Here is a 20,165-nt window from a genome sequence, read left to right on the forward strand (position 1 = left end):
TTCGGGATCGTCAGGTTCCCGCCATCACGAGTGCCCAGAACCGCTTGTAGCGGGTTGTCGGGGCGTCGACGCGGGCGATGCCGATCCTGCGGATCTGCGGAAGCAGCATGTTCTTATTGTGCTCGGGGCTCGCCTTCCAGCGGTCGAGTACCTGTTCAAGAGTTTCGGAGCCGGCGCTGAGGTTCTCGGCCGCCCAGGACTTCGCCAGCCCGACCGAGGCCATGCGCGACGTGAAGCTACCGCCGATCTCGTGGCTGAGCTGGCCGTGACGCGCGTTGTTGCCGGCCTGGAATGCCGCGGCCTTGACCAGGGTGGGGTCGACCACGACGGGACTCAGGCCGTGCTGGACCCGGTAGGCCGAGATCGCCGCCGCGGCCGCGACTTCGTCGAGCACGGCAGTATGGGTGGCGGTCTCGACGGTGGCGTCGGGCGTGACCGAAAGGCCGCCGCATCCGGTCAGGGCCATCAGGAGGATGGCGGCGAGGGCGAGGCTGAGTTTCGGCACGGTCGGTCCGCACGGGAGTCGGTGGAGAAGCGGCCGCCTCCCTCCGGCTCGGTTGCGGCGAAAGCGCGGCGGACGGGCTCCATCGACACAACGGCGGCTCCGGCGTGGCGTCCGCGCCACGCCGGCCGTGGTTAGGCGGCCATGGCTTCGCCGCCGAGCATCGAGGGGGCGAAGGCGCGTAGGAGATCCAGGTCCAGATGGCCCGTGCTGTCGACCATGATCGCCAGGGCTTCCGCTGGGCTCGCGGGTTGGCGATACGTGCGCCGCTCGGTGAGGGCCGAGAAGACGTCGCAGATGGTCACGATCCGCACTAGGTCCGAGATCGCCGGCCCGGCCAGCCTGTCGGGATAGCCTTTGCCATCGAGGCGCTCGTGGTGGTGACGCACAACGTCGACCACCGCCTCCTCGAAGTCACCCTGGGCACGAAGGAGGTCGGCACCGATGTCGGGGTGGCGCTGCATCAGCCGCAGCTCCTCGGGATTGAGCGGCCCCGGCTTGTTCAGGATCTCGACGGGGATGCGCGACTTGCCGATGTCGTGCAGCAGCGAGGAGCGCACCAGCCGCGTCAGGTCGGTCCGACCCAGCCCGATCTGCGCGCCGAAGGTCGCGGCGTGACCGGCGACACCGAGGGTGTGTTGATAGACGCCGATCTCGTGGCGCCAGACTTCTGCGAGCCACGCCCCGATGCCGACCTCCGACACGGCTGCGAGAACCAGCTCGGTGCCGCGATCCAAATCGGCGCGCTGCAGCTTGGCGCCGAGGGCGACGCTGTCGAACAGGTCGGCCACGATCGCGGTGGCACCGGTCACACGCTCCAGGAGCCGCCGCTGGCGCATCTCGGCGGAGCGGGTCGCCTCCTCGATCATGGCGAAAACGGTCGCCAGGACGACCTGCCTCGGTGCCGCTGCCGGCAGCTGACGCAAGTGGGGTGCGACCGGCGCAGGCTCTCCGCGCACGAGAACGAGGCGGGGAACCGGGGAACCCTGATGGTCGAGCGACGCCTGGAGCCTTGCGGTGTGGGTCGGCGGCAGGTCCAGGATCAGGACATGCGGGCGCTCGGCCGGGAGCGGCGCACCGGGCGCCAGCGCCCGGCAATTCATGACCAGGCCTATGGCTCGTTCCAGCGCCGACCGTTCGGACGGCCGGTCCGAGACGAGAAGGACGAAGGGACCGTCCGAGAATCGCGACGCGATGCCGAGGGCCAACGCGGTTGCTCCCTCGCCGCATGGTCAACGATCCGTGGACCATACGGGTAAAATTTGAGGAAAGCGTTAACCCTACGCAGTCTCCGGCATCCGCACGACGGCCACCCTCAGGCGAGCTTGGCGGACCCGACGTCGCGGGTCTGGGCGACCGAGGCGCGACCGGCTTTGGGAGCCGCACTGAGGAAGTCGGCGAACTTCACGGTCAGGAGGGCCTGGCAGGCTGCGAAGGCGACGAAGATGAAGAGGAAGCTGGCGATCATCGGGCACTCCGGCGCGGTGTCGGCCACCGCTCTATGTTGCGATGCGATAGATGTCATATCGCTCTGCAAACTGGTATGCCAGATAACGAATACCGTCCATGCGAAGCATGCATGGAATGCGGGCAAGGGGCTTGAAGGTCCGTCAATCGCCGGTTTGCATGCGTGCGAAGGCAGGCCAGTGCCATGGCGTCTGCCTAGATCGGAAATTCAATTGGTGCAGTGCCGCAACCCTTGTGGGCGATTGAATTTGAGGCAGCCGGCCCGTCATGCTCGCAGGCCGGCGGTGTCATCCTCGGCCTTTTAGAGGTCGGAATAAGACGATCCGTCCCCGGGAAATGAGGTCCCGACACACCACGATCTGGCGACCCGTACACGCCCCTTCATGGCGGGTCCGGCGACGTCGATCAGTCGAGGTAGTCGCCGTAGGTATCGACGTGGTGCGCCAAGCCGAGGCCGTGCTCGCGCACGAGGCGCTCGGCCAGGTCTGCGTCCCGCGCCTCAAGGGCGGAGATGATGGCCACGTGCTCACGGATCGACCGCTCCGCCCGGTCGCCCTGGCGGAGTGCGGTGCTGCGAATGCCGCGCACATGCATCAGGAGATTACTGGTCAGTTCGGCGATCGCGTCGCAGTGACCCAGCGCGATGATCCGCTGATGGAAACGGATGTTCGCATCCGAGTACTCGTCAATGTGCTCGGCGGGCTGCCCCTCGAAGAATTCGGGGAAGGCGTCGCGGAGCGACCTCAACTGTGGGTCGGTGGCGCGGGTGCAGGCAAGGCGGGCGGCCATGCTCTCCAGAGCCGTCCAGGCGTGGATCATACTGACGATCTCACGCTTGTTCTTCTTGATCACGAAGACGCCGCGCCGTGCCTCGGACCGGACGAAACCTTCCTGCTCCAGAACCGTCAGCGCCTCGCGCACCGGTGTGCGGCTGACTCCGAGATCCTGTGACAGCTTCCGCTCGTCGAGGCGCACCTCGTCCGGACGCCCATAGATGTCCATGTTGGTGATGGCCGTCTTGAGCGCCTCATAGGCCAAGGTCCGGAGACTGGAGCTGGCGACGATGGGCTTCACGCTCAGCGGTACGGAATTCGACATCCCTCGTCCAGTCAGCTCATATGCATGATGTATCGCACGCATTTTCTGTCGTGCGCTCCCAAGGGGACTAACGCAAACCTTGGCAAGATCCTAGTCGATTGCGGACCGGTCCCACAGACCTGTGACGATTGCCGGCCCTCGCTCTCCGGAAGTTGTGCAGCGGCAACCGTCGACCGCCGCCTCCGGTCCCACGTTCGTGTCGGCGGCTTTAATCCCACGCGGGAAACGTGTATTTTTCTGCAGGTTCGATTGACAGTGTCGCGCAGGATCAGCACCATCCTGCTGGCATACCGTCGACCATCAGTCTTGCGCTGCTGATGGCGACGCGAATGCCGTAACACATGAGACTTTATTTGCCTGCGGGCCAAGAATTTTTCGAAGACGCGCGATCAACTTACCCTGCCAAGCTCCCCCGCCGCAGGGCATAAGTCCGGTTCGCGCCAAGATGCCAACGATAATACTGCCAAGGAGGGAACGGTATGTCCGACATCGTCAAACCGGCGGGCCGCGGCCGCTGGCTGCAACTTGCCTTCGGCGTCGTGTGCATGTGCATGATCGCCAACATGCAGTACGGCTGGACCTTCTTCGTCAGTCCGATGCAGGAGCGTCACGGCTGGGATCGGGCGGCGATCCAGGTCGCGTTCACGCTGTTCGTCGTCACCGAGACGTGGCTCGTTCCGATCGAGGGCTGGTTCGTCGACAAATACGGCCCTCGGATCGTCACCTTGTTCGGCGGCCTGCTGTGCGCGATCGCCTGGGTGATCAATTCCTACGCTGATTCACTCACCGTCCTGTACATCGCGGCTGCGATCGGCGGCACCGGTGCGGGTGCGGTCTATGGGACGTGCGTCGGAAACTCCCTGAAGTGGTTTCCCGACCGCCGCGGCTTGGCCGCGGGCATCACCGCGATGGGCTTCGGCGCCGGCTCGGCACTCACGGTCGTGCCGATCCAGGCGATGATCAAGTCGCAGGGTTACGAGGCGGCGTTCTTCTACTTCGGCATCGGGCAGGGCGTCATCGTGATGCTCATCGCCCTGTTCCTGCGGTCGCCGGCGAAGGGGCAGGTTCCCGAAGTCGCCCGCGTCAGCCAGTCGAAGCGCGACTTCAAGCCCTCCGAGATGGTCCGGACGCCGATCTTCTGGGTCATGTACGCGATGTTCGTCATGATGGCGGCCGGCGGTCTGATGGCCACCGCGCAGCTCGGACCGATCGCCAAGGACTTCAAGATCGCCGATGTTCCGGTCTCGCTGCTGGGCATCACGCTGCCGGCACTGACCTTCGCGGCGACACTCGACCGGGTGCTCAACGGCGTCACGCGGCCGTTCTTCGGCTGGGTCTCCGACCATATCGGCCGCGAGAATACGATGTTCCTGTCGTTCGCCATCGAGGGCCTCGGCATCTACGCGCTGAGCCAGTTCGGGCAGAACCCGATCGCCTTCGTGCTGCTGACCGGCCTCGTGTTCTTCGCATGGGGCGAGATCTACTCGCTGTTCCCGGCGACCTGCGGTGACACATTCGGCTCGAAATACGCCGCCACCAATGCCGGGCTCCTGTATACGGCCAAAGGCACGGCGGCCCTCATCGTCCCCTATACCAGTGTGCTGACGACCATGACGGGAAGCTGGCACACGGTGTTCCTGGCGGCGGCAGCCCTCAACATCATCGCGGCCCTGCTGGCGCTGTTCGTCCTGAAGCCGATGCGCGCCGCCTACACCAAGAAGCCCGAGGCGAGCCTCGCGCCGGTCCTGGCTCAGTAGCTCGGCCCGTCGCATCGAACGGACAAGAATGAGCCCGGCGCCGTCTTTACGGCGCCGGGCTTCCTGCATACCGGGAACCGGGCCTTCCGGAGATCGGGCATGGACAGGGACGAGCGGATCGCGCGGGAGCAAGTCGTGGCGGCGGCGCGGGCACTCGACGCCCAGGGCCTGAATCGCGGAACCTCCGGCAACGTGTCGCTGCGCTTCGGCGATTCACTCCTCATCACGCCCTCCGGCATGCCCACGGATCGCACCGGGCCGGAGGACATCGTCCGGTTGGCGTTCGACGGCACGCACCCGTCGGGACAGAAGCCATCCTCGGAATGGCGCTTCCACCGCGACATCCTGGCGTCACGCCCGGAATTCGGAGCGGTGGTCCACGCGCATCCGGTCTACTGCACCGCCTTCGCCATCTGCGGAGAGGCGATCCCAGCGATCCACTACATGGTTGCGGCCTTCGGCGGCCCGACCGTGCGCTGCGCGCCTTATGCCCCGTACGGGACAGCGGACCTCTCGGAGCTGGCGCTGGAGGCCCTCGTCGATCGCAATGTGTGCCTGCTGGCCAACCATGGAATGATCGCCGCCGGCGCGAGCCTGGAGAAGGCCCTCTGGCTCGCCGTCGAACTGGAGACGCTCTGCCAGCAATACGCCGTCGCGCGGCAGATCGGCACGCCGCTCATCCTGTCCGACCACGAGATCGGTACGACAGTCGAGCGTTTCCGCGGCTACGGTTTGAATGCGACGGGGTCGGCTGCCCTAAAGGCGACGTGACCGCCGCGCGCGACCGCTTCGTCGCCAGCCGACGAACACGGTCACGTGGAACGGAAAGACATCGCGGTTCGGTAAGAGGCACCCCAGCGGCGTCCTAGCGGCCGAGCACCTGACCGACCGCCAGCCCGATGTCCCGGGCGAATTCGCCGGCCGACACCTTCTTGCCGCCCTCGGCCTTGACCTTGCGGATCTCGATGCGGCCGCCCTGCGCGCACACGCTGAACCCCGCCTCGTCGACGGCGATCACTTCGCCGGGCTTGCCCGTTACGTCGGCGAGCCGGCGGATCCGATGCAAGGTCGAATCGAAGATCTGGAGCTTCTTGCCGTCCAGCGTCGTCCAGGCTCCGGGCGCCGGGTTGGCCGCGCGGATCAGGTTGTAGATCTGCTCGGCATGAGCCGACCAGCGGATCTCCGCCTCGGCCGCGCGGAACCAGCCCTCGTAGCCGGCAGCATCCTCATCCTGGTCGATCTCGACGTGCCGGCCGGCGACGACGAGATCGGCCGCTTCCAGCATCGCCTCGACGCCCAGCGGGAATAGGGAATCGAAGTAGACCTCGCCCAGCGTCGCGTCCGCGCCGATCGGGCAGGTTTTCTGAAGGATGACCGGCCCCTCATCGAGACCGTCGGTGGGGCGGAAGATCGTGAGACCGGTCTGCAACTCGCCCTTGGCGATCGGCCAGTTGATCGACGACGGGCCGCGATAACGCGGCAGCAGGCTCGGGTGGTACTGGATCGTGCCGTGCTTTGGGATGTTGACGAAGCTCTGCGGCGCGAATTGCAGGACGTAGGCCATGATGCCGATCTCGGCCTCGAGGCCGCGCATGGCCGCCTCGGCCTCGGGACTCTTCAGGCTCGGGAATTGGAACACCGTCAGGCCCTTGTCGACGGCCGCCGTCTTGAGGACGTCAGGCTTGGCGCCCGGCTTCTCGGGCGCGCAGAACACACCGGCGACCTCATCGCCCCGCTCCAGGAACGCCTCGAGAACGGCCTTCCCGAAATCCTGTTGACCGATGAAGGCGATGCGCATGCGATCTCCTAGGCTTCGTCCGACCCCGACGCGGGATCGAAGAGATGACGATCGGGGATTGGAAGGCGGCGACCCGGTCCGTCGCCCGGGATCGCCGCCCGTCGCTTACTCCGCGGCGATCTTCTGGACCGCGCCGATCGCGCCGGATTCGGAGATCTCGCCGACCTCGGCCTCCGTATATCCCAGCACGGCGCGCAGGATCTCCTCGGTGTGCTCCCCGAGCAGGGGCGACCGCGTCACCTCGCTCGGGCTCGCCGACAGCTTGATGGGGTTGCCGACGGTCAGATACTTGCCGCGGGTCGGGTGATCGACCTCGACGATGGTGCCGGTCTTCCGCAGCGACTCGTCCTCGGCGATCTCCTTCATCGACAGGATCGGGCCGCAGGGGATGTCGTACTTGTTCAGGGTGTCCATCACCTCGAACTTCGACACCTTCATCGTCCAGGCCTCGATCCGCGTGAAGATCTCGTTGAGATGCGGCAGGCGGGCCTTCGGGGTGGCGTAGTTCGGGTCGGTCTTCCAGTCGGGCTCACCGATGATGTCGCAGATCGGCTCCCAGACGGCGGCCTGGGTGATCACGTAGATGTAGGCGTTCGGATCCTGCTCCCAGCCCTTGCAGCGTAGGATGCGGCCCGGCTGCCCGCCACCGGAATCGTTGCCCGCGCGCGGGGTCGCCTCGCCGAACGGGATGCCCTCGCCGAACTGGCTGTATTCCCGGAGCGGCCCGTGCTCGAGCCGCTGCTGGTCGCGCAGCTTCACCCGGCAAAGGTTGAGAACGCCGTCCTGCATGGCGCAGTCGACCTTCTGACCGAGGCCGCTCTGGGTCCGGTGATAGAGGGCCGTGACGATGCCGAGCGCGAGGTGCAGGCCCGTGCCGGAATCGCCGATCTGCGCACCCGTCACCATCGGGATGCCGTCGCGGAAGCCCGTCGTCGAAGCGGAGCCGCCGGCGCACTGCGCGACGTTCTCGTAGACCTTGCAATCCTCGTAGCGGCCGGGACCGAAGCCTTTCACGGAGGCCAGAATCATCCGCGGGTTGGCCTCGTGGATCTTCTCCCAGGTCAGACCCATGCGGGCGAGGGCGCCGGGCGCGAAATTCTCGACGAGGACATCGCATTCCTTGATCAGCCGCCAGAGAACCTCCTTGCCCTTTGGGTTCTTCGAATCCAGCGTGATCGAGCGCTTGTTGTGGTTCAGCATCGTGAAATAGAGGCTGTCCACGTCCGGAATGTCCTGCAACTGCTGGCGTGTCGCGTCGCCGACGCCAGGCCGCTCGACCTTGATGACGTCGGCACCGAACCAAGCCAGGAGCTGCGTACAGGTCGGGCCGGATTGAACGTGGGTGAAGTCCAGGATGCGGACGCCTTCGAGGGCCTTGGTCATGATCGGTCTCGGAGCTGGAGTCGGTCTAGGAAGCTTGGTCAGCGGCTCAGGCCGCGCGGATTAGCGGCGCGGTCGTACCGGAGCCCGTGATGCGCGGGACGCGATGCCGGGAGCCTGGCCTTCCAACCTCGAACGGATCATGACTGCTCTCCCTCCCATCGCGCGGTCTCGTCGTGTCGCGACACCGTCATTCGGACTCAGGGTGACGAGTCCGCCGATTTGTATACCACATGCCATCTATCCGGCGCGAGTGCCGAGTGAAGGCCATGCCTGCTGCGTCGCGGGCTAACCCTAAGCTGTCAACCTGCAGCGCTCAACACGCCGAACGCTTCCTGTTACCGTCATGGGTCGCCCCCTTGGCATTCGCCGGCGCGCGGTCCATGATTTCGCCAAAATTGCCCGCGGACGCGGGATAGACGATGCACAGCTGAACGAGGGACGCCCATGCTCGCCAGCACCAGTTTGATCAAGTCCTCTTGGATTGCCGTCGATGTCGGTCATGACCGTGCCGAGCGGGTCCTTGTCGTCGAGACCTACATCGCGGTCAGCCCGCTGGAACCGAATTACGATGCCGCGCAGTACGAGCGGGTCCTGGCCTGCGTTCAGAGGGTTCTCAAGACGCATCCGGAGATTGACCGCGCTTCGATCCTGAGCATGCACCGCGGCTCTGGCTGCACGGCCCTGTTCAGGGAACCGCCGGCAACTGCAAAACAGCCGGCGGCCGCCTGAGCCGCTTAGGCCTGTTCGTCTCCGGTCCCGCCGGACAGGTTCGGCGGTTCGAGCGCCACGCGCGCCGCGTGGAACCACCAGAGTGGAATGTCGCGGTTGGCCTTGGTCAGTTCCGACGCCCAGCCCTCCTTAGGCATCACATCGGACCGGTCGGCGAACAGGCGTAGGGCCGCCTCGGCTCGCTCCCTCCGGCACCTCTCCTGGATTGCCTGCCGCTCGGCTTCTGCCCGGGCTTCCGTCGCTTCGATCAGGCGCCGGGTCGCCAGATCGTCGGCATCGAAGGCGAATTGCTGCCAGAAGGCCTCCGCTTCCCGGGCGACATCCCGCTCACGCCGCAACGTGGCGTAATCCGCCTCGGCGGCGGCCCGTGCTGTCTCGGCTGCTTCGGCACGGGCGAGAAGCCGGTTGTTGGCCTCCAGGAGTTCGCGCTCGCGCTCGGGCGCCATCCGCTGACGGCGCAGGACGCGCAATTCCTCCTCGTCGACCGAGCGGTCTGCCATCAACGCGGCGAGTGGCCCGGCCGCGAGGGCGTCGGCGGATTGCAGGTAGCGCTCGCGAAGGCCGGGGCACCGGTCTTCCAGATCCGGGCCGTCCCATCCGGGGGCATCGTCCCCCGCGCCCTGCTCATGATCGTAAAGAGCCCGCGCCAGGGCGTCGCGCAAATCGTCCGGGAATCGTGCCGCAGCGTATCCGTTCATGAACCTGCATTCGCGAAGGGCGATCGACGGAACCTACAACGCGCGCGCTCGGCTGCAGAGACCGTCCGGATGTGACAAACCCGAATCTTCCTGCACGGTCCGCCGGCGCGGGGGCAGTCTCCACTCGCGCGTATCGCTCGGCTCCCGGCAATCCCTGGTAGCGCGGACGGCTTGGCTGTTTCCCATCCGCGGACACGGACCGCACCGGCTACCCTCCGATGCACGGACATCGAGGGGGATGATCGCCGCCACGGCTTGCCGCAAGCTGGCGCTGGGGCCGCGGCGACGATGGATCAGCCGGCACAACGCGAGGGCGGCGCTCCGGGAGCGCACGATCCATCCTCCACCGTCTCTGCGCGCTATGGGCGGGCGTCGGGCCTCGGTATTCGAGGAGCTTGTTCGGCCCGGAATTGCGATAGCGCCGGCCAATCACACGGGATACATCGCACCCTGCGTCAATTACGCGTCGATCCAAGTCGATGGTGCATACAGGCTATAATCCGGCGCTCGTCGCTCTGTCGATCGGGCTCGCGATCTTCGCGTCCTACACGGCGCTGGACCTCGGCGCGCGCACCCGTCGGCCCGCCTCGGGTCCGCGCTGGCCGTGGATTGCCGGCGGCGCGCTCGCCATGGGAAGCGGCATCTGGTCGATGCACTTCGTCGGCATGCTGGCCTTCGAGATGGGGATGCCCGCCGCCTACGATCTCGGCCTGACTCTCCTGTCGCTCGCGATCGCCATCGGTGTCACCGGGGCCGCCTTCCTGTGGGTGGCGCGGGCCGATGTCGGACTGACCGGTATCTTCGTTGCGGGCACGATGATGGGGTTGGGCGTCGCCGCCATGCACTACACCGGCATGGCGGCGCTCCGGATTCCCGGTGGCCTCGTCTACGACCCGGCTCTGGTCGCACTCTCGGTGGCGATCGCCGTGATCGCGGCGACCGCGGCCCTATGGCTTTCCCTTCGTCAGCACTCGGTCGGGCAGAAGCTCGTTGCAGCCTGCATCATGGGCATCGCGGTGGCGGGCATGCACTACACCGGCATGGCAGCGGCAACGATCACCGCGGAGGAACCTGCCGCGCACGCCGCGCATGCGCTCGCCAGCACGCCGCTCCAGCAAAATCTCGCGCTCTACGTCGCCGGCGCGACGTTCCTCATCCTGTTCCTGGCGATGCTGGCCTCGTCACTGGAACAGCAGAGCGTTCAGCGGGATCTCCAGGCGAGCGAAGCCCGGTTTCGCGCGGCCATCCAGGCCGTGCGCGGGGTGCTCTGGACCAACGATGCCGAGGGTCGGATGCTCGGTGACCAACCCGGGTGGAGCGCGATCACCGGGCAGACGCGAGACGAGTACCAAGGCCACGGCTGGGCTGACGCGGTTCACCCGGACGATGTGCAGGCCTCTGTCGACACTTGGAACGACACCGTCCGCGCACGGCGTACCTACATTCATGAGCACCGGGTCCGGGTGCGGGACGGGACGTGGCGTCACTTCGCGATTCGCGCGGTCCCGGTGCTCGACGCGCGGGGCGCGATCCGCGAGTGGGTCGGCGTCCATACGGACATCACGGAGCAGCGGCAGGCCGAAGCGGACCTGCGCGAATCCAACGAAGAGATCCAGCGCTACGCCTACATCGTCAGCCACGATCTGCGCGCACCGCTGGTCAACGTCATGGGTTTCACGAGCGAGCTTGAGGCCACCCGAGAAGAGATTCGCGCCGCCCTCGCCGGTCATCCGCAGGCGGCGCGGCTCGACGCGGATCTCGGCGAGGCTCTCGGCTTCATCAAGGCTGCGGTGAACCGGATGGAAGGGCTGATCGCCGCGATCCTGAAGCTCTCCCGGGAAGGCCGCCGCCAATTCTCCCCCGAGGCCCTCGATATGGCGGCCCTGCTCCGCGGTGTGGCGGACGCCCAGAGGCATCAGGCGGAGGCCGCCGGAGCCACTGTCACGATCGATCCCGGCCTGCCCTCGATCGTCGCCGATCGGCTCGCCGTCGAGCAAGTGTTCGGCAATCTCCTGGACAACGCGGTGAAGTACCTCGATCCGAACCGGCCGGGTCGCATCACTATCACCGCCAAGTCTGCGGGCACCCGCGGAATCTGCTTCTCGGTCACTGACAACGGTCGCGGGGTCGCCGCGCGGGACCATGCGCGGATCTTCGAGTTGTTCCGACGCTCGGGGCCACAGGATTGTCCGGGGGAGGGGATCGGCCTCGCCCACGTCAAAGCCTTGGTGCGTTCCTTCGGCGGCCGAATCGAGATCCGTTCGGAACTCGGCATCGGCACGACGTTCGACGTGACGTTGCCGCGCGGGCCAGTTACAGCGGTTCTGCTCGACCCGGAACCGGCACCCCTGGCCGCCGAATGAGCGTGGAGCAACCCGTGCACCCTGTCAGCATCGTTATGGTCGAGGATGACGAGGGGCATGCGCGCCTGATCGAGCGCAATATTCGCCGGGCCGGGGTCAACAACGACATCGTACCGTTTCGGGATGGTACGTCGGCGCTCGAATACCTACTCGGACCGGACGGCTCCGGCGAGGCGAGCGCCCGTCGCCACCTGCTCATCCTCCTCGATCTCAACCTGCCCGACATGACGGGCCTCGACATTCTCGAGAAGGTCAAGGCGAACCCGCATACGCGGCGCTCCCCGGTCGTGGTGTTGACCACCACGGACGACAGCCGCGAGATCCAGCGCTGCTACGATCTCGGAGCCAACGTCTACATCACCAAGCCGGTGAGCTACGACGGGTTCGCCAACGCGATCCGCCAGCTCGGTCTGTTCTTCTCCGTCATGCAGGTTCCGCAGAACCCATGAACGCCGCGCGCGCCAGCGGGGACGGTACCGCTGCGGCGGCGCGCATCCTCTACATCGACGACGATCCCGGCCTCGGCCGCTTGGTCAAACGTGCCCTGGAGGCGCGGGGCTATGCGGTGGAACTGTGCGCCGACGGCGCCGCGGGGCTGACGCGGCTCGCGCAGGGCGGGATCGACGCCGTCGCCCTCGACCATCACATGCCCGGCCAGACCGGCCTCGACTTACTTCCGGAAATCCGCGGCCTCCCCCAAGCGCCGCCTGTCATCTACGTGACCGGTTCGGAAGATAGCCGCGTCGCCGTAGCGGCCCTGAAGGCGGGCGCGGTCGACTACGTCTGGAAGGACGTTCAGGGCCAGTTCCGTGAATTGCTCGGGGAAGCCGTCGCCACCGCGCTCCGACAGGAATCCCTGAGGCGCGACAAGGAACGCGCCGAAGCCGAAATGCGCGAGGCGCGCGACCGGGCCGAGCTTCTCCTGCGCGAGGTCAATCATCGCGTAGCCAATTCCCTGGCCCTGGTCGCGGCGCTGGCGCACATGCAGCGCAATGCCGTCACGGATGCGGCCGCCAAGGCGGCCCTCGACGAGATGCAGGCTCGGATCTCGGCGATCGCGGGTATTCATCGGCGACTCTACACCTCGGACGACGTCGAATCCGTCGAGCTGGACGCCTACCTGTCGAGCCTCGTCGAGGAATTGCAGGCGGCCATGCGGGCCAGCGGACGCGATCACGCCATCCGTCTCAGGGCGGCGCCGGTGCGCCTCTCCACCGACAAGGCCGTCTCGGTCGGAGTCGTCGTGACCGAACTCGTCACCAACGCCTACAAATATGCCTATCCCCTAGGCACCTCGGGCGAGATCCGCGTGGCGGTCGAGAAGGACTCGTCGGACACCGTCCTGCTCGCTGTCGAGGATGACGGCATCGGTTGGACCGGGGAGGGCGAGATCCGCGGCACAGGCCTCGGCTCGCGGATCGTCCGCGCGATGGCGTCGAACCTGCGCTCGGCGTTGTCCTACGCCCCCGGATCCCCTGGCACCCGGGCGGTCCTCGCATTCCAGGCCTGAGCGTCCCGCTTCAGCCAGCGGCCCGACCGGCCATGCGGTCGAGGGCATCAAGCATCGGTGCCAGCGCGTCGTCGCGGAGCTGGTGAAAGCCCAGGGCTCGGCTCATGATCAGGCCCAGGATGGCGAAGAAGAGGACGGAACCTTCGCCCGGGCCGGCACCGTCGATCCGCCCGAGCTGGATTAGCTGCTCCGCCACGAACGCCTGGAAACCCTTCTGCGCCTCAGGGGATTCCGTCGAGGCCAGGAGCAGAGCGCGCGACGATTCATCGTCGTCGCAATAGTGCTGACGAACGTGGGACACCATCGCCAGGGCCAGCTGAGACGGACCGGGGGGAATCTCGGCCGCGCAGGCGGCGATCTCTTCGCGCAATTCGACGAGTTTTCGAGCCACGAGGGCCACCACCAGCGCCTCCTTCGAAGCGTAGTGGTGCAGCACGCCGCCCTTACTCAGGCCAGCCTCTGCGGCGACCGCGTCGATCGTCAGCCCCCGCACGCCCGCCTTGAGGAGAACGGAGGCGGCCGCTTCGAGGATGATCTCGGGCCGCTCCGCCAGCCGCTGTCGCTTCGTCTGCATTGCTGACCTGCACTAAAAACCGTCTGGACGGTATGTAAATGATGGAGTAGGACCGCGCCACGTCATTTGCACGAGGCCGGCCGATAAGGTCGATCGCATGAGTCGCTTCACCTTCGTACCTTGCGCAGCCTTCCTGCTGGTCCTAACCGCACTCGGGTCAATCCGGTGCGCCGAGGCCGAGCCGGAAACCGCGATCGACCCCGCCGTGGCACGCGTGCGCGTCGTGGAGGCCCGCCGCACGCCGCAGTCGCTCGACGTGGTGGTCACCGGGGACATCCAGGCACAGGCCCAGGTCAACGTCTCGTTCCGCACGAACGGCAAGGTCGCGGAGCGGCGCGTCGAGGTCGGCGACCACGTGACCGCCAATCAGGTCCTCGCCGTCCTCGAGCCTTTGACCCAGCAGGCCAACCTGGACAACGCGAGGGCAGCCCTGAACTCGGCCGAGGCGTTGCTGACGCAGGCCAAGATGTCCTTCGAGCGGCAGAAGCAGCTCCTCGCCGGCGGTTTCACCACCCGTTCGACCTACGACAACGCCGAGCAGGAGTTGCGCACGACCCAGGCGGCGGTCGACTCGGCTCGGGCCGCCCTCGGGACGGCGCAGGAGCAGTTCTCCTACACGGAGCTGCGCGCCGGTGTGGCCGGGGTCGTGACCAGCCGCAGCTTCGAGGTCGGCCAGGTGGTGCAGTCGGGCCAGACGGTTCTGGTGATCGCTCAGGACGGCCCCCGCGACGCGGTGTTCAACGTCTATGAATCCCTGTTGGCCCAGGCGCCAACCGGCGACACCATCGCGGTCGCCCTCCAGGCAGACCCGTCGATCACCGCGGTGGGGACCGTGCGCGAGATCTCACCGACTGTGGACTCCGCGAGCGGCACGGTGCGGGTGAAGATCGGCCTCAGATCGACGCCGGCCGCCATGGGGCTGGGTGCCGTCGTGATCGGCCGGGGGCGCTTCGCGCCGCACGAGTCGGTGATCCTGCCCTGGTCGGCGCTCTACCGCTACGACGGGCGGCCATCCGTGTGGATCTACGATCCGGACCGGCGGATCGTGTCGGTGCGCGCCGTTGAGATCGACCGGTTCGGGCCGGATATCATCGCGCTGAAGCGCGGCGTCGAACCGGGCGAGCGCGTGGTCGTCGCAGGTATTCAATTCCTGCGCCCCGGCCAGAATGTCGCCGCTATCGAGATCGGAGGCCGTCCGTGAAGGCGCGCACGTTCCTCGTCCTGGTTTTCGTCGCCGCCACGCTGGCCGGCTGCAACGGTCACGGCGAAGAGGCGGGCGATGCCGCCTCAGCCGCTCCCGTGCGACCCGTGCTCACGCAGGTTGTCGCACCGAGCGACACCATCACGTTCGGGCCGTTCGCGGGCACGATCGAGCCGCGCTATCAGGCGCAGCTCGGCTTCCAGATTCCCGGCCGCATGGTGGAACGGGACGTAACAGTCGGCGACCTCGTCACCCGGGGCCAACGCCTCGCGGCGCTCGACACGATCGTGACGCGGTTCGACCTGACCCGCGCCGAGGCGGATCTCACCGATGCCAAGGCACAGGCCGAGAATGCCGAATCCGCGGAAGCGCGGACCCGCCGCCTGATGTCGGGGAACAGCGTCGCCCAGGCGACCATGGATCAGGCGATCGCCAAGCGTGAGACGGCCCGCGCGCGGGTGGATCAAGCTATGGCGAGCCTCCAGAAGGCCCGGGATCAGATGGGCTACACGGAGCTGAAGGCCGAGTTCGACGGGGTGGTGACCCAGCGCCTCGCCGAGGTCGGTCAGGTCTTGAGCGCCGGCCAGGGCGTGGTGACGGTAGCGCGGCCTGACGTGCGCGAGGCCGTGGTCGACGTTCCCGAGGCCCATGTCGGCGCACTTCCGCCGGACGGGGTGTTCACGGTCGCGCTGCAGAGCGAGCCGGACCTCACGGCGCGCGGACGCATCCGCGAGATCGCGCCGCTGGCCGAATCGGGGACACGGTCCAAGCGCATCCGCATCACCCTGGACGATCCGGGGCCGGCCTTCCGCCTCGGCGCGACCATCAACGTGTCCCTGACGCGCAAGGTCCCGCCCCAGGTTCTCCTGCCCGCCTCGGCGCTCCTCGATCAGGACGGCCACCGCTCGGTCTGGGTCGTCTCCGCCAACGGGACGTCGGTCACCCGCCGCGACGTGACGGTGGCGACGGTGCGGGACAACGTGGAGGACGGCCGCGTCGCGGTCGTCGACGGGCTGAAGGCCGGCGATCGCATCGTGGTCGCGGGTGTCCATGCCCTCAAGGAAGGCCAGGCCGTGCGCCTCGCCGACGGCGCCGTCTAACTCGGCCGCACGGGGTTTTCGCGTGAAGGACTTCAACCTTTCCGACTGGGCGCTCGAGCATCGCTCGTTCGTCTGGTTCCTGATGCTGGTGTCGCTGGTGGCGGGCGTGATGGCCTACACCCGCCTCGGCCGCGAGGAGGATCCGCCGTTCACGATCAAGACCATGGTCGTGCAGACGACGTGGCCGGGCGCGACCATCAAGGATACCCTCGATCAGGTCACCGACCGGGTCGAGAAGGAGCTTCAGCAGCTCAACGGCCTCGACTTCGTCCGCAGCTACACGACGCCGGGCTCGTCCACGGTGTTCGTGCAATTTCGCGACACCCTGAAGAAGAACGAGGTGCAGCCTGCCTTCTACCAGGTTCGGAAGCGCCTCGGCGACATCAAGGGGCAGTTCCCGGACGGCGTCCAGGGTCCGTTCTTCAACGACGAGTTCGGCGACGTCTACGGCAACATCTACGCGTTCACGGCCGACGGCCTGACCCATCGGCAACTGCGCGACTACGTGGAGGCCGTCCGAACCGAGGTGCTACGGGTGCCCGATATCGGCAAGACCCAGCTGATCGGCACCCAGAACGAAACCATCTACCTCGACTTCTCCACCCGGAAGCTCGCCGGTTACGGGATCGATTTCCAGGCCCTGATCAAGGCGCTGCAGGCGCAGAACGCGGTCTCGGCGTCCGGGGTCGTCCAGGCCGGTCCGGAGCGCATCTCCCTGCGTGTCAGCGGATCCTTCGCGTCCGAGGCCTCGCTCCAGGACTTCAATCTGCGGGTGAACGACCGATTCTTCCGCCTCGCGGACATCGCCGAGATCAGCCGTGGCTACGAGGATCCGCCCGCACCGCTCTTCCGGGTGGACGGCAAGCCGGCGATCGGCCTCGCCATCGCCATGCGGCCGGGCGCCAACCTGCTGCATTTCGGCGAAGCGCTGAAGGCGCGCATGCGGCGGATCGAGGCGACGCTGCCGGTGGGCGTCGGCGTCCATCTCGTGTCGGATCAGCCCCGCCAGGTCGAGCACGCGGTCGGCGGCTTCACCGAAGCGCTGGTCGAGGCCGTGATCATCGTGCTGGCCGTGAGCTTCGTGAGCCTCGGCGTCCGGGCGGGCCTCGTGGTCTCCGTGTCGATCCCGCTCGTGCTGGCGATCGTGTTCGTTGTCATGCAGGTCATGGACGTGACGCTGCAGCGCATCTCCCTCGGCGCCCTGATCATCGCCCTCGGCCTCCTGGTCGACGACGCCATGATCACCGTCGAGATGATGGTGGCCCGCCTGGAGCGGGGTGACACGCTCCGCAGGGCGGCCACCTTCGCGTACACGTCGACGGCCTTCCCCATGCTGACCGGCACCCTGGTCACCGTGGCGGGCTTCCTGCCGATCGGATTCAACGGCTCCGGCGCCGGCGAGTACACCTACTCGCTGTTCGTCGTGATCGCCGCGGCGCTTCTGGTCTCGTGGGTCGTGGCGGTGCTGTTCGCGCCCCTCGTCGGCGTCACCCTCCTGCCGAAGACCATGAAGCATCACACCGAGAAGCGCGGGATCTTCACGCGCCTGTTCCGGATGGCGCTGAAGATCGCCATGCGCTGGCACTGGACGACCGTCGTGGCCTGCCTGGGACTGATGGCCGTCGCCATCGTGGGGATGGGCCACGTGCAGCAGCAGTTCTTCCCGTCGTCGGACCGCTCGGAACTGCTGGTCGACCTGTCGCTGCCCCAGAACGCCACCATCGCCGAGACCCGGGCGCAGATGGACCGGTTCGAAGCCAACCTGAAGGACGATCCGGACGTGTCGGGATGGTCGTCCTATGTCGGCCAGGGCGCCGTGCGCTTCTACCTGCCCCTCGACCAGCAGCTCTCCAACGCGTTCTTCGGACAGATCGTCATCGTCACGAAATCCCTGGAGATCCGCGACCGCGTGATGGCGCGGCTCCAGACCATCGGCCTGCGGGATTTCGTCGGCACCGACGTGCTGGTTCAACCCTTGAGCCTCGGCCCTCCCGTAGGCCGGCCGGTTCAGTACCGCCTCAGCGGTCCGAACATGGAAACCGTGCGGCGCCTCTCGCTCGACCTCGCCAACGTGGTGGCCGGCGACAAGCGCCTCGACGTGCCGACCTTCGATTGGAACGAGCCCGGCAAGGTCCTGCGGGTCGAGATCCTCCAGGACAAGGCCCGCCAGCTCGGCGTCACCAGCCAGGACGTCGCCGGCATCCTGAACGGGATCGAGGGCGGGCAGGCGATCACGCAGGTGCGCGACTCGATCTACCTCGTCAACGTGGTCGGCCGAGCCCGCGCGGCCGAGCGATCCTCATTGGACACGCTGCAATCCCTGCAGGTCGGCCTCGCCAACGGATCGGTGGTCCCGGTCCTCGCCTTCGCGCGGATCGGCTACGATCTCGAGCAGCCGATCGTCTGGCGCCGCGACCGCCTGCCCACTGTCACGGTACGCGCGACGATCCACGACGCGACCCAGCCCGCCACCATCGTGACCGCCCTGCAACCCGGAATCGACGCCTTCGTCAAGGCGCTGCCGGAGGGATACACCCTCCAGACGGGGGGCGCCGTCGAGGAATCCGCCAAGGGTCAGGGTCCGATCGCCGCCGTGGTCCCGGTCATGCTGCTGGCCATGGCGCTGTTGCTGATGATGCAGCTTCAGAGCTTCGGACGGATGCTGCTCGTCTTCGCCGTCGCGCCCCTCGGCCTGATCGGCGTGGTTCCGGCGCTGCTGCTGTTCGACAAGCCGATGGGCTTCGTCGCCATCCTGGGCATCCTGGCGCTCATCGGCATCATCATCCGCAACGCGGTGATCCTGGTCAGCCAGATCGAGGAATTCCGCGCCGAGGGGATGGCACCGTGGGAAGCGGTGTTCGAAGCGACGGATCACCGCATGCGGCCGATCCTCCTGACCGCAGCGGCGGCGAGCCTGGGCCTGATCCCGATCGCCCGGGAGGTATTCTGGGGTCCCATGGCCTTCGCGATGATCGGCGGCATCCTGGCGGCGACATTCCTGACGCTCCTGTTCCTGCCGGCCCTCTACATCGGCTGCTACCGGATCCGCCCGGATTCGGGCGGTCGGCCCCAGGTTCACGCCGGCTGATCGTCCGGCGCACGCGATCGCAGCGCCCGCGGGCGCTGCGAGAAACGGTCGACCCGCCCCTCCGCCCCCTCAGGGCGGGTCGACCGTGACGATACCGACGCCTGCGGCGCCTCGGCCGCGAAACCTTGCGGCCGCTTTGCGCGTAAGGTGCGGGAACGAGGATCGCCCCGCCCATGAACGCCTTCATCGCCGTCGTCCTGGTCTGCGCCAACGGTCTTGCCCAGGATGCCTGCACGGACGCCCAGGCCATGGAGGTGCGCAAGGTCCGGGTCGCCAACGAACTCGGATGCGCGATGGGCTGGCAGGAGATCATCGCCCGCACCGAGCGACGCGACGAGATCGGCAAGAGCGCCTACCTCAAGACCGAGTGCCGCCGGGTGAAGGCGGCGGAGTGAAGCCGGCGCGGCACCGCTACTTGTCGTACTTGATATAGGCGAAGCGCGGATCGGTCGGCGTGCCTTCGAGGCCCTGTCCCTCCAGGGCCGGTTGCCAGGCGACGACCTCCTCGATCTTCCGGGCGAGGGCGAAATCCTTGTCGGTGATGCCCTTGGCCGCGTGGTTCATCAACCGCACCTCGACCCAGGCGTAGGACGCCGTGATGTCCGGATGGTGCCACGCCGCCTCGGCGAGGTGCCCCACCGCGTTGATCACCATGAGCGTACCCTTCCAGCCGGCCGTCTTGTAGGTACGGCGGATCCATCCGTCCTCGAGACGCCATGTAGGGAGCTCGGCCTTCAGTCGTGCCTCCACGGTCGCGTCGTCCAGAGCAGCCTCGCGTCGCTCGGTCATGATCGCCTGTCTCCCAAGATATCCGCGACAGAGGGTGCCGCCGCTTCCGGTTGCGCGCAAGCGTGTGTGACACGGTGGACGGAAACCGGTGTGAGCCCTATGACCTTT

19 protein-coding genes are annotated in these 20,165 nt (G+C 67.1%); 10 read left to right on the forward strand and 9 right to left on the reverse strand.

All coding sequences use genetic code 11. The features are described from left to right. Positions 1 to 10: 10 nt before the first annotated feature. The 4 genes from AC1DXK_RS07080 to AC1DXK_RS07095 form a co-directional block, all read right to left on the reverse strand. The gene (locus AC1DXK_RS07080) at positions 11 to 505 is read right to left on the reverse strand and encodes a CAP domain-containing protein (protein ID WP_457103769.1); all 495 of its coding nucleotides are present in this window, start codon (positions 503 to 505) and stop codon (positions 11 to 13) included. 131 nt (positions 506 to 636) lie between these two features. Continuing rightward, positions 637 to 1,710, reverse strand: coding sequence for an HD-GYP domain-containing protein (locus tag AC1DXK_RS07085; RefSeq protein WP_457103770.1), 1,074 nt, complete (start codon positions 1,708 to 1,710; stop codon positions 637 to 639). A 107-nt stretch (positions 1,711 to 1,817) separates the two neighbouring features. Then, positions 1,818 to 1,970, reverse strand: coding sequence for a hypothetical protein (locus AC1DXK_RS07090; RefSeq protein WP_457103771.1), 153 nt, complete (start codon positions 1,968 to 1,970; stop codon positions 1,818 to 1,820). 404 nt (positions 1,971 to 2,374) lie between these two features. Continuing rightward, the gene (locus AC1DXK_RS07095) at positions 2,375 to 3,067 is read right to left on the reverse strand and encodes a GntR family transcriptional regulator (protein WP_457103772.1); all 693 of its coding nucleotides are present in this window, start codon (positions 3,065 to 3,067) and stop codon (positions 2,375 to 2,377) included. Between the two features lie 479 nt (positions 3,068 to 3,546). Here AC1DXK_RS07095 and oxlT point away from each other — a divergent pair, with 479 nt between their 5' ends. Together oxlT and AC1DXK_RS07105 are read left to right on the forward strand one after the other, a co-directional pair. Further along, positions 3,547 to 4,824 (forward strand): oxalate/formate MFS antiporter, encoded by a 1,278-nt coding sequence (gene oxlT, locus AC1DXK_RS07100; RefSeq protein WP_457103773.1) that lies wholly within the window; start codon positions 3,547 to 3,549, stop codon positions 4,822 to 4,824. Positions 4,825 to 4,923: 99 nt separating this feature from the next. Continuing rightward, positions 4,924 to 5,595: a class II aldolase/adducin family protein gene (locus AC1DXK_RS07105; RefSeq protein ID WP_457103774.1), complete on the forward strand. Its 672-nt coding sequence runs from the start codon at positions 4,924 to 4,926 to the stop codon at positions 5,593 to 5,595. 94 nt (positions 5,596 to 5,689) lie between these two features. Here the strand turns inward: AC1DXK_RS07105 and AC1DXK_RS07110 are convergent, their stop codons facing one another. Then, a complete protein-coding gene (locus AC1DXK_RS07110; protein ID WP_457103775.1) occupies positions 5,690 to 6,622 on the reverse strand; it encodes a methionyl-tRNA formyltransferase in 933 nt (310 codons plus the stop codon). 105 nt (positions 6,623 to 6,727) lie between these two features. Continuing rightward, positions 6,728 to 8,005, reverse strand: a complete 1,278-nt coding sequence (gene frc, locus AC1DXK_RS07115; protein ID WP_457103776.1) for a formyl-CoA transferase — start codon at positions 8,003 to 8,005, stop codon at positions 6,728 to 6,730. A gap of 444 nt (positions 8,006 to 8,449) precedes the next feature. Here frc and AC1DXK_RS07120 point away from each other — a divergent pair, with 444 nt between their 5' ends. Then, entirely contained in the window at positions 8,450 to 8,734 is a 285-nt protein-coding gene (locus tag AC1DXK_RS07120; RefSeq protein WP_457103777.1) for a hypothetical protein, read from the forward strand. Between the two features lie 5 nt (positions 8,735 to 8,739). Here the strand turns inward: AC1DXK_RS07120 and AC1DXK_RS07125 are convergent, their stop codons facing one another. Beyond that, the gene (locus AC1DXK_RS07125; protein ID WP_477297292.1) at positions 8,740 to 9,432 is read right to left on the reverse strand and encodes a hypothetical protein; all 693 of its coding nucleotides are present in this window, start codon (positions 9,430 to 9,432) and stop codon (positions 8,740 to 8,742) included. Positions 9,433 to 9,911: 479 nt separating this feature from the next. Between AC1DXK_RS07125 and AC1DXK_RS07130 the strand changes: the two genes are divergently transcribed. Genes AC1DXK_RS07130 through AC1DXK_RS07140 form a run of 3 tightly spaced genes read left to right on the forward strand, consistent with a single transcriptional unit; the run spans position 9,912 to position 13,305 of the window. Continuing rightward, entirely contained in the window at positions 9,912 to 11,795 is a 1,884-nt protein-coding gene (locus AC1DXK_RS07130; RefSeq protein WP_457103779.1) for an MHYT domain-containing protein, read from the forward strand. Further along, positions 11,792 to 12,244 carry a response regulator gene (locus AC1DXK_RS07135; protein ID WP_457103780.1) on the forward strand — a complete coding sequence of 151 codons (453 nt, stop codon included), beginning with the start codon at positions 11,792 to 11,794 and terminating at the stop codon, positions 12,242 to 12,244. The genes AC1DXK_RS07130 and AC1DXK_RS07135 overlap by 4 nt, the downstream gene beginning before the upstream one ends. Further along, positions 12,241 to 13,305: a sensor histidine kinase gene (locus AC1DXK_RS07140; protein ID WP_457103781.1), complete on the forward strand. Its 1,065-nt coding sequence runs from the start codon at positions 12,241 to 12,243 to the stop codon at positions 13,303 to 13,305. Before AC1DXK_RS07135 ends, AC1DXK_RS07140 begins: the two co-directional genes overlap by 4 nt. A 10-nt stretch (positions 13,306 to 13,315) precedes the next feature. On the opposite strand, the gene AC1DXK_RS07145 is transcribed toward AC1DXK_RS07140, so the two are convergent. Then, positions 13,316 to 13,879, reverse strand: coding sequence for a TetR/AcrR family transcriptional regulator (locus AC1DXK_RS07145; RefSeq protein ID WP_457103782.1), 564 nt, complete (start codon positions 13,877 to 13,879; stop codon positions 13,316 to 13,318). A gap of 97 nt (positions 13,880 to 13,976) precedes the next feature. Between AC1DXK_RS07145 and AC1DXK_RS07150 the strand changes: the two genes are divergently transcribed. The 4 genes from AC1DXK_RS07150 (at position 13,977) to AC1DXK_RS07165 (ending at position 19,663) form a co-directional block, all read left to right on the forward strand. Then, positions 13,977 to 15,080 (forward strand): efflux RND transporter periplasmic adaptor subunit, encoded by a 1,104-nt coding sequence (locus AC1DXK_RS07150; protein ID WP_457103783.1) that lies wholly within the window; start codon positions 13,977 to 13,979, stop codon positions 15,078 to 15,080. Continuing rightward, positions 15,077 to 16,180, forward strand: coding sequence for an efflux RND transporter periplasmic adaptor subunit (locus AC1DXK_RS07155; protein ID WP_457103784.1), 1,104 nt, complete (start codon positions 15,077 to 15,079; stop codon positions 16,178 to 16,180). The genes AC1DXK_RS07150 and AC1DXK_RS07155 overlap by 4 nt, the downstream gene beginning before the upstream one ends. 22 nt (positions 16,181 to 16,202) lie before the next feature. Beyond that, on the forward strand, positions 16,203 to 19,268 hold the full coding sequence (locus AC1DXK_RS07160; RefSeq protein WP_457103785.1) for an efflux RND transporter permease subunit: 3,066 nt from the start codon (positions 16,203 to 16,205) through the stop codon (positions 19,266 to 19,268). Positions 19,269 to 19,441: 173 nt separating this feature from the next. Continuing rightward, positions 19,442 to 19,663 carry a hypothetical protein gene (locus tag AC1DXK_RS07165; protein ID WP_457103786.1) on the forward strand — a complete coding sequence of 74 codons (222 nt, stop codon included), beginning with the start codon at positions 19,442 to 19,444 and terminating at the stop codon, positions 19,661 to 19,663. A gap of 16 nt (positions 19,664 to 19,679) precedes the next feature. On the opposite strand, the gene AC1DXK_RS07170 is transcribed toward AC1DXK_RS07165, so the two are convergent. Then, positions 19,680 to 20,057: a 4a-hydroxytetrahydrobiopterin dehydratase gene (locus AC1DXK_RS07170; protein WP_477297296.1), complete on the reverse strand. Its 378-nt coding sequence runs from the start codon at positions 20,055 to 20,057 to the stop codon at positions 19,680 to 19,682. Positions 20,058 to 20,165: the final 108 nt, after the last annotated feature.

The organism is Methylobacterium sp. P3_A11 (genome assembly GCF_056403155.1).